At 70.6% G+C, this 9,010-nt stretch carries 10 protein-coding genes and 1 pseudogene; 3 read left to right on the top strand and 8 right to left on the bottom strand.

Translation table 11 applies throughout. The annotated features are described in order from the left end of the window. Nucleotides 1-33: 33 nt before the first annotated feature. The 5 genes from ACZ4WZ_RS14765 to ACZ4WZ_RS14745 all read right to left on the bottom strand — a co-directional run bounded on the left by ACZ4WZ_RS14765 (nt 34) and on the right by ACZ4WZ_RS14745 (nt 4,283). On the bottom strand, nt 34-237 hold the full coding sequence (locus ACZ4WZ_RS14765; RefSeq protein ID WP_360636467.1) for an EF-hand domain-containing protein: 204 nt from the start codon (nt 235-237) through the stop codon (nt 34-36). Between the two features lie 864 nt (nt 238-1,101). Further along, nucleotides 1,102-2,229, bottom strand: coding sequence for a serine hydrolase domain-containing protein (locus tag ACZ4WZ_RS14760; RefSeq protein ID WP_467889803.1), 1,128 nt, complete (start codon nt 2,227-2,229; stop codon nt 1,102-1,104). Further along, nucleotides 2,226-3,164, bottom strand: coding sequence for a DUF6895 family protein (locus ACZ4WZ_RS14755; protein WP_467889801.1), 939 nt, complete (start codon nt 3,162-3,164; stop codon nt 2,226-2,228). The genes ACZ4WZ_RS14760 and ACZ4WZ_RS14755 overlap by 4 nt, the downstream gene beginning before the upstream one ends. Beyond that, the gene (locus ACZ4WZ_RS14750) at nt 3,161-4,024 is read right to left on the bottom strand and encodes a hypothetical protein (protein ID WP_467889798.1); all 864 of its coding nucleotides are present in this window, start codon (nt 4,022-4,024) and stop codon (nt 3,161-3,163) included. Before ACZ4WZ_RS14750 ends, ACZ4WZ_RS14755 begins: the two co-directional genes overlap by 4 nt. 79 nt (nt 4,025-4,103) lie before the next feature. Continuing rightward, complete coding sequence (locus ACZ4WZ_RS14745; protein WP_467889796.1) at nt 4,104-4,283, bottom strand: hypothetical protein; 180 nt, start codon at nt 4,281-4,283, stop codon at nt 4,104-4,106. 469 nt (nt 4,284-4,752) lie between these two features. Here ACZ4WZ_RS14745 and ACZ4WZ_RS14740 point away from each other — a divergent pair. Beyond that, nucleotides 4,753-5,031 (top strand): annotated as a pseudogene (locus ACZ4WZ_RS14740) (transposase); the annotation flags it as partial. 77 nt (nt 5,032-5,108) lie between these two features. Then, on the top strand, nt 5,109-5,360 hold the full coding sequence (locus ACZ4WZ_RS14735) for a hypothetical protein (RefSeq protein WP_467890127.1): 252 nt from the start codon (nt 5,109-5,111) through the stop codon (nt 5,358-5,360). Here the strand turns inward: ACZ4WZ_RS14735 and ACZ4WZ_RS14730 are convergent. Beyond that, complete coding sequence (locus tag ACZ4WZ_RS14730; RefSeq protein WP_467889794.1) at nt 5,318-6,172, bottom strand: hypothetical protein; 855 nt, start codon at nt 6,170-6,172, stop codon at nt 5,318-5,320. The genes ACZ4WZ_RS14735 and ACZ4WZ_RS14730 overlap by 43 nt on opposite strands. Before the next feature lie 86 nt (nt 6,173-6,258). Between ACZ4WZ_RS14730 and ACZ4WZ_RS14725 the strand changes: the two genes are divergently transcribed. After that, nucleotides 6,259-6,708 carry a hypothetical protein gene (locus tag ACZ4WZ_RS14725; protein WP_467889792.1) on the top strand — a complete coding sequence of 150 codons (450 nt, stop codon included), beginning with the start codon at nt 6,259-6,261 and terminating at the stop codon, nt 6,706-6,708. Nucleotides 6,709-7,342: 634 nt separating this feature from the next. On the opposite strand, the gene ACZ4WZ_RS14720 is transcribed toward ACZ4WZ_RS14725, so the two are convergent. Further along, complete coding sequence (locus ACZ4WZ_RS14720) at nt 7,343-8,338, bottom strand: hypothetical protein (RefSeq protein WP_467889790.1); 996 nt, start codon at nt 8,336-8,338, stop codon at nt 7,343-7,345. 441 nt (nt 8,339-8,779) lie between these two features. Beyond that, the gene (locus tag ACZ4WZ_RS14715; RefSeq protein ID WP_467889787.1) at nt 8,780-9,010 is read right to left on the bottom strand and encodes an ATP-dependent DNA ligase; all 231 of its coding nucleotides are present in this window, start codon (nt 9,008-9,010) and stop codon (nt 8,780-8,782) included.

Genomic DNA, 9,010 nt, shown 5'->3' with positions numbered 1-9,010 from the left:
CCCTCAGCTCGCCCGGGGCGCTCAGGCCTGCCGCTACTTCAGCAGGGTGCGAAACTCTTCGAAGTCGAGGACCCCGTCGTGGTTCACGTCGGCCGTCATAGCCTTTTTGACCTCTTCAGCGAGGTGCCCCTGGGCGCCCTCGGCCTTGAACCCCTCCGCCAGTTCGACGACGTTTATCCGCCCGTCGCCGTCCGTGTCGATCTTGTCGAACAGCGCCCTGAGCTCGGCCTCGTTCATGACGTATCCCTCTCGCGTTCACAGGCCCCAAAGGCCCACATGCCTCACCACCCTGCCACACCACCAACTCCGAGCAGGCGCCCTGGTCCCCGTAGAGGGCGTCACCGTCGGGTTGTCGAGTGCGGCCGTCGGCGCCTACTCGCCCGTCCGTCCCAGCCTCCGCCTGACGGCCGCGTCGGCGCCGTGCTCCTGGAGCTGCTGCAGGGTGGGACGACGAGGGGCACCGCCTGCCCGTATCCCGCGCGGTGATCCCCCGGTGGTGGGTGTCGTACCGGCGCGGCGCCCCATAGCGGCGGCCGGGCTCCTCCAGCACGGCGACCGCGCTGGCGACCTCCACCGCAGTGGTGTCCGCAAACACGAACGCCACCGGCACCAGGCCCTCCCGGCCGGTCCACGGGTGGACCCGGCGCCACGGCCGCCCCTCGTCGTCGCCCCTCTCCATCGCGTCCGGCCGGGACCGCACCAGGTCCACGGCGTCCTTGTCCGTGTCTGACGGCAGCAACCGGTTCTACTCCCGGTACCCGCGCAGGTTCTGGACCAGGTCGCAGGTGAGTAACGGTCGGTTCCAGGTTGGCGTGGACGCGGCCCGGCACGAGGCCGGCCGCCACGCCCTCGGCCGGCCCGTACGCGGACCCGCCGCCCGCCCCGAGGCGGCCGAACTCCACAACGGCAGGGCGCTGTCCACACCCTCCTGCGCGGGCCGGCCCATGGCATGGGGCAGCAGGCCGCCCACCAACTCCACGTGGTCAAGGTCCGGCCGCCGGCGGCTGTTGTCGAAGTCGGAGCAGAGCCGGCGTCGGCGGCAGACGCCGGCTGCTTGCTCCGGACGCGGGAGCGCGGTCCGGACGGGACGCCGATCGCGGCTCAGCAGGTCAGTCGTTTCAAGACCTCGTAGGCGCTCTGGACGAAGCGGCTGCCGAGGCCGGGGCCGGTGTTGGCCAAGGCTGCGACGCCGGTGCCGGTGCCGGGGGCGAAGCCGAGGAAGGTGGTGAATCCGCGGGTGCCGCCTGAGTGGAAGAGGTACGTGCGTTCACCCACCTGGCGCAGGTTCCAGGCCAGGCAGACGTGGTCGCGGGAGCCTCGGGCGCGCAGGCGGGGTGTCTGCACGTCCCGCAGGGCCTGGGCCAAAGAGGTGCCGTCGGGGTGGAGGTGGGCGTGGAGGTAGCGGAGGAGGTCCTCTCCGGTGGAGCGCAGCGCGCCCGCCGCGGGCAGGGCCGGCACGGCGAACGGCGGTAGCGGCCTGCCGGCGCGGTGACCGGTCGCCTGGCCCTCGGGCGAGGGGCGGCAATGGGTGGCGTGCAGGCCCAGGGGACGGCAGACGCGTTCGGCGAGGAGGGTCGGGTAGTCGGTCTTGGTGGTTGCGGCCAGGGCTCGGCCGAGGAGCGCCATGCCGTAGTTGGAGTAGGTGAGGCGGGTGCCCGGGCGGTGGCGGGTGCGGGTTCGCCGTAGGGCGGAGAGGAGGTGCTCCTCGCCGAAGGCGGAGTAGGGATTGGTGAACCAGAGGGGCAGGGCCCGGGTGATCAGGCCGGGGGGCAGGCGCGGGAGGCCGGAGGTGTGGGTGGCCAGGTGGAGCAGGGTGATCGGCACGCCGTCCTTCGTTCGCGGCCGGTGGGCCGGAGGAAGGTGGGCGTCGAGCGGATCGTGGAGGCCGATCCGGCCCTCCGCAGCCAGTTGCGCCAGGAGCAGCGCGGTGAAGGTCTTGGTGACGGAGCCGATCTCGTAGGCGGTTGCCGGGGTGGTGGGGCGGCCGCCTCGGGATTGACTGCCGTGGCACCACACGTGGCGGCGTCCGCCCTGGATGACGGCGAGGGTGACCGAGGTGGCACCGGAGGCTGCGCGGACCAGCTTCGCCAGGTCCGAGACGGGACCGGAACCGGTCGTGTCGGTATCGGAGCGGGCCGCGTCGGGGTCGGAACCGGCCACGGGGGTACCTGGGCCGGAGTGGGTGAAGCCGAGGTCGACGCCGGTCGCGCCGTGGCCGGAGCCGGTCATGCCGCGGTGCGCGCGGCGGCGCCGAGCGCGCGGGACAGGGTGAGGGTGCCAGCGATCGTGGCGACGACGGCGGTGTGTTCGTTGTCCTTGAAGGCGCGGTCGGGATCGTCCGCCACCGGGTCGCCGTCGCGGGGCGTCAGTCCGTCGTCGTGCTGTACCGCCAGGAGCTGCTGCCAAGGCTCCGTTCCGCACACCGGGTGGGCGAGGCACGCGTCGACGATGAGCAGTTCGGCGACGAGGTCCCATTGCCCGACTTCGAGCCAGACGTCCACCCATACCGGCAGCCAGTCCCTCAAATAGGAGGCCATGTGGGTGGGCAGCCCTTCGGGGACGGCCCCCCAGTCGGTGAGGTGGAAGACGGTGTGGGTGACGTCGTAGCCGGTGCTCCAGTCCACCGCCCAGGGTTCGGGCGTGGCGCCGAGCCAGGTCCGTGCGGCGAGCGCTGTCCAGTCGGTTCGTTCGCCGATGCCGACGATGCGGCGGGCGTTGGCCACCGCCAGCCGACGGTTGGGTACCAACTCCACGGCGTCCGGGGCGCGCAGTCCCGCGTAGTCGGTGAGTAGTCGGTCCAGCAGTTGGTGACGATATCCGGCGCGGGTGAAGTGGGCGTACAGCTCCAGCGGGTCGGTGATCGTCATGTAGCGCAACTGCCGCTCGTAGAGGAGGTTGCCCTGGTGCAGTTGCTGCCAGCAGGAGTCGATCAGGTCGCGCGCCGCCTGGATGTCGTGGGAGCCGGCGACACCTTCGCGCAGGACCAGGGAGGTGGCGAGCGCGGCTTCCCCGAGCGGCTTGTAGACGCCGTTCGGGTCGGTGAGGTCGATCGTGGCGTCTGCCGGGAGGTGCCCGTGGCCCTGCTGGTGGGTGGTGTGCAGCCAGTGCAGAGCCCGGGAGGACCAGCGCTGCACTGTGGTGAGGTGGTCGGTGGTGTCGGTCATCGGGGATCCGTCTCCAGCAGGCGTTCGGCGACCGCCAGGTCGAGGGCGGTGCGGGCGCTGCCGTCACCGACCTGCTTGAGGCGGGTGATCAGGGGTTCGATCTCCAGGGGGGCGGTGAAGGGCATTGCCGGCGTGACCGGTGGAAGGGCGCTGGGCGGCGCGGCCGGCCCGGCGGTCCCGGCCGCCCGGGAGGGCTGTGCCGTCCGGGACATACGTAGGTGAAAGTCCAGCCAGGCCAGCCAGCGGACCAGGCGGGCGGCGGTGCGGTGGTCGCGGCGCAGCATGGCGCGGACGGTTCCGCGGGCGAGAGCGAGCGGGTCGGCGCGCACGGCGTGGTGGACCGGGCCGTCGAGGCCGGGGAGAGCCAGTGGGGCGAGCCGGGCCGCAACCAATGACCGGGGGCGCCAGCCGCCGGCGAGCGGAAGACGGTCAGGGACCGGCAGGGGCGTCGGTGCTTTGGCCGACGCTGCTGATGGGAGTCCCGTCCCCGGCGGGGTTCTCGCGGCGTCGGCGGAACCCGTACGGGACGCGAGCGCCCAGGTGGCCCAGTCGAGCCACTGGGCCGCCGCGTCGCCGCCTTCGGCCGCGGGGAAGACGCGGTACGCCTCCGACACTGCCCGTGCCGTGTCCTGAGCGGACATCGCGGTCCCTGAGGCCCCAAGGAGCCCCCGCCATGCGGAGGGATGGGCTACGAAGGCGTCCGGCCCCAGAACGCGCAGGGCGGCCAGTTCCGCCCTGGACAGAGGGTGGGCGAAGCCGCACGTGTCCTCGACGCCCTTCAGGGCGTCGAGGACACGCCCCGCCATCCGCTCAGCGGCGGCGCCGTACTCGGCACGCAGCGTCGCATCGGTAACTGACATGCGGGATGAACTCTCCTGTCACGGCCGGTCGGCGGGCGGGTCGTGCGTCACGGACAGCGGCGTGAGGCCGCGGCCGCTGTCAGACGGTGTTCTTCGGCTCCTTGGGGGCGAGGAGGATGAGGACGAGGCCGGCCGCGGCCGGGCTGAACACCGGCGCGTCACTGACCGGCGCCTCGCCCTCGCTGAGCAGGGCGGTCAAAGCGGCCTCTTCGGCGGGAGAGGCGGTCGGCGCGAGCGCCGGGAGAAGTGCGGTGTGCATCAGATGTCTCCTAGTCGGTCAGACGGCGCCACGGAAGCAGCACCAAACTCGCTGAACGTTGCAAATGCTTACATTCAGTGATGAGCCAGAGTCGACGAACCACCTGGTACCCACACTGCTGGCCGACGACAGTCACCCGTTCCGCGCTGCGGTCGGCAAACATTGCCTCGAACCTGAGCAGCCGGTTCGCGTGCCGGTTCCGGGGAGGCCATGCCGCAGGTCCAGCCGTTCAGACGAAGAGTCAGCGGGGTCGTCGCGGACCAGGAGCCTGTCATCGCCGCGGGTCTCGACGCCCACAGCGGCCGGGTCGGCTCCTGCAGCCGCAGTACGGTCCGGTTGGGGCCGCGGGCGCCGATGAGCTGGCGTCGAAGACACTGGTGAACGGGCCGGTCATCAGCAGCAGGGTGCGGTGATCTCGCAGCCAAGCCCGACGGCCCCCTCGGGACGGGGTGAACCGCTCCAGACCCTGGCCGACGCGAAAGGCGCGATCACGTGGGACCTGAGCGTCGACTCCACGGTGTGCCGCGCCCATCAGCATGCGGCCGGGGCCCGCAAGCAGGGCGAGCTGCAGAAAGAACCACCGGGCGGTGCGTTCACCGAGCCCGGGGACCACGGACTGGGACGCTCGCGCGGCGGATTCACCACCAAACTGCACCTTGCCGTCGAACAGGGCCAGAGGCCCATGTCGATCGTGATCACGGCCGGGCAGCGCGGCGACTCGCCGCAGTTTGAAGCCGTGCTGGAAGCCGGGCTGCGTCACGCCAGATCACCGGCGTACAGATCGACTTTCGGCAGCACCAGGCCCTCGTCCAACAGAGCACAACCATGGTCCCGAAGCGAGCACTCAGGTGTTTCCAGAACTCGGCGACAGGACTTTCCCGTGGAAGCGAGGGCTTCGCCGTCGCCGGCGAAGACGTTCGCCACGCCTCCACCCTCGCGCTGGCCGGCAAGGACTTCTGGCCCATCGACGACCGGGTCCTCGACGCCTCGACCATCCGTGCCGCCGCGGCACGACCCGACGCGCAGGACGAGGATCAGCCTGTGAAGGCGGGGAGCACGAGCTGGTACGTCCCGTAGTTCATGAACCCCGCGATGACGGCGGCGACCATGGAAACGACGAGCATGAGCACCTTTTCGCCCGTCGGAGGGCAGACGGCGGCGTACGCGGGGCTTTTCGGGTGGTAGGCGATGCGGACAGTCTTGCCCTTGTTGTGGCCGAGGATGTAGCGCGTCACGCCGTCGGTGGCCGAGAACGCGTGGACGGTGTCGCCGTCGTCCTCCCGGAACACCTGCCGCCCCTCCACAGTGATGCCGTAGCGGGGCAGGTACCAGTCCCGCCACACCATCGCGAACAGCATCACAACGAAGTAGGAGCAGGCCACGCCCGTCGCCCCGAGCAGCAGTGTCGCGATGGCCCGACTCCAGTCCCCGCCCAGCACACCGACGACGACGGCCAGGGCTGCGATGGCCGCGCAGCCGGTGTGTATCAGCCGCATGCCGTGGGAGGGCAATCCGACTTGGACCAGGTTCTCGTCCGCTTCGTCTTCGCCCTCGTCACCGATGACCAGGCTCCGGATCACGACAAGCGTGGAGCCGTCGGCTGTCTCCTCGTCCGCGGTCTGTTCCGGCAGAGCGGCGTTCACCGCGTCGGCGAAGACGCCTGCGGCGGCCGCGCTGACGTCGCTGACGCGGTACACCGTCGGATCGACTCCCGCCGGAGCGGTCAGCTCCAGGTGGATGTCGCGCCGTTCGGCGTGGACCCGGGCGATCGCGGCGAACGGTATGCGCAGCTCGGCGTCCGGACGCCGCAGCAGCAGCTCCTCACCGGTGGAGCGGAGTTCGATGCCCCTGTCGCCACGGAGGACGGGGGCGGGCGAAGAGATCGACATGCGCGTGATCGTAGGTGGCGAAGTCCCTGCTGGTGAAGAGTCTGCGGGGCTTTCGGATTGAACCCGTGGTGCCGTACCGTCCGTCCGTGAACCTGGTGATGACCGTGCTCCTCCTTGCCGTCCTCGCATCCGCGGCCTTCTGCTTCTTCGGCCTGATGCTGATCAAAGGCGAGGGAGCGGAGCTCAAGAAGATGACGGAGCTGTACGAATCCGGCGTCGAGGTGCGAGCGGAGCTGGTGAGCCTAGTGCCGTTCGGCACCAACGGTTACGCGAGCGCTGTCTACGAATGGCAGTCCCCGGAAGGCTCCGGCCGGCACCAGAAGGGTGCGAGCGTGGGCCACGCCCACGTCGTCGGACAGAGCTACCCCCTCGTCTTCGACCCGCAGAACACCAGGCGGGTGCACCTGGGGACGAAGGTCGCGGTCCGCCGGGAGCGCAAGCGCCGCCACGGCTACGTACGCAACGCCCGGCGAATGGTGCTCCTGGCCCTCGCGGGCGGCGCCTTGGCGACGGTGGGGCTGATCATCGGCCCCTGACGGCCGTCAAGGTTCGAACGCGGGCAGCTGGTGACGAGTACGGGCGGGCTAGCTGTCCGGCGGATCTTGGGGGACGAGGTCGCCGTCGCACAGTTCGCCCAGCGCGACCGCGAGCGGCTGGGGCTCCTGCGGGTCAAGGGGCCCACCACGGGGGCCTACCACCATCCCGGGCCCGATCGGCGAGGGCGGCGTCATTCCCGGGGTGCCCGCGGCGCCAGTTCACCACCGCGGCCCGGCCCACCCGAGCCGTCCGCGCCACCTCCCCGAGCTGCACCCAGTCCCGGCCCGCGATCACCGGGGCGAGAGCGGCGAGCGGGGACCGGGTGCCCGCAGGCGCGGCGTACACTGCCCGCCAGTCGACCAGGGGGCGGACGACGGGGAGCAGGGCGACGTCCTCAGCCGAGTACAACAGGACCGTGGTGACGCCGCCGGGGCACTGATCTCCGTCACCGCCTCCGGGCGGACCAGGACCGCGTCGAGGACGTCGCGGGGGCCCACGCGGCCGTGAACCGCACGCCGGTCCAGGGATGCCCGGGGAGCCGCGGCATCCGGTCGGATAGCGCTGGTTCATGCCCTTGACCACGATGCCTTGTGCACAGACGGTCACCGACCGCGCCTGCCGGAACGGGTGGACTCAGGCCCAGGGATCATCGTCCCCAACGCCGGGCGGCGCGTTGTTCAGCATCTGATCGAGGGTGCGGTCAAGTCCGTTGTCGCCAACATGTGCGATCCACGGAACACCGTTGAGGGCATCTGCCAGATCATCCGTCAGCAGCAGGGCGAGCGTCGTCCGCAGTTCGTCCGGGACGGGTTCGTCCACGAGGCAAAGCCAGGCCAGTGCGGCAGACACTCGGACCGCTGCGTGCTGTGAGGGATCCACCCAGAGAGCATGGGTCCAGGCGCCGGTATCGGCGACAGCGTGCTCGCGGCCCAGCTCTGCGGCGGCCAGCACAAGGCTCGCGCGGACCTGTGGAGTCCTCTCAATGGTCAAGCGGGCACGCAGGGCGTCCGTGATGCGGCGTGCCTCGCCCGAGGCGGTGGCCAGGGTGTAGCAGGCGGAGGTACGAGTGTCGGGGTCCGCATCGTCGAGGAGCGGAAGGATCAGGTCGACATCGACGGTTACGGCGTTCCGTGACGCTTCGATGGACCAGTTCATCAAGTAGCCGCTGCAGTCGCACCGTAGTTCCTGCGTGGCCACCCTGAGGAAGGTACTGCGAGTGCCGTATCCCCAGTGCTCTTGTCGTGCTGCCGCGGCGGCCAGACCGAGTACGCCCGCGCGTCCATGCGTCGAGGGGTCGGCAGCGATCCGCAGAAGGAACGGCACCGTCAATGGGGCCACCGAGCCGACCGTGCCCTGGTGAACGATACTGCCCCACAGCCGGTCCAGGGCCAACCCGGCCGAGTCGACGTCCTGGGAGCGCAAGCGGGTCAGTCGCTCAGGCACATCGTGACCCGAACCGTAGGCGTGCCGGAAGCGGCTCCAGGCCACCTCTTCCAGGAGGAACCCGTCCTTGACGTCCTCCGGCATGCCCGCGATCACCGCGCGTACGTCGAGCTGCGTTCCCTCGTACAGCTCGAATCCGTGAATCTGTACCTGCTCGAGATCGAATACGAGCTCCTCAGACGTCACGCTTCCCCCTGTTTGCGCCGCCGGTCACACATCACCTCTGTCGTATCACGCAGCTCCGACACCGCCCGCCGCGCGCCCTCGGCTCACCTCCCACTCCTCAGTGGATGCCAGATAACCTTTACTCCCGACGGCCGACTGCGGTCATACGGACAGTTTCAGACCCTGTCCACCACAAGCCTTCGACGCCGGACACGTCATTCCAGGACTCCAGCGACTCCCGCGCCTGGACCAGGTCCGTCGTCATCGGAACGAGCGTTCACGGCGCCGTCAGAGCATGGTCGGTGAACAGCGCCTCCAACAGTGCGCACCGCTCCTTGGGAGGCCGGTGCAGCAGCTCCTGGCCGTCCTGCCGCAAGACGTCGAACGCCACGAAGCAGGCCGGCCCCGTGCGGTCAGGCCGGCGGCGCCGCGGGCACGGGCGGTGGCCCGGCGCTGCAACGCCTAGAACGAGAGACGGCCCGCCTCCACATCCCACACGAGCAGTTCGGCATCGAGGACCAGGCCGCCCGGCAACTGCTGCTCCGCGGCCGCCACCAGGTCCGGGAACCGGTCCTGCACGTGCGATCCGCGGCGGGTCTGCAACACCATCCGCCCTCCCCGGGAGGCCGGGGTGAAGAGGAGCGCGCGGTGCCCGTCGAACTTCTGCTCGCAGGCGGCGGCGCCCTCTTCCAA

Source organism: Streptomyces sp. NPDC029122 (genome assembly GCF_055569445.1).
The sequence above is the reverse complement of the archived record's forward strand: the minus strand, read 5'-3'. Positions and strand labels throughout refer to the sequence as shown.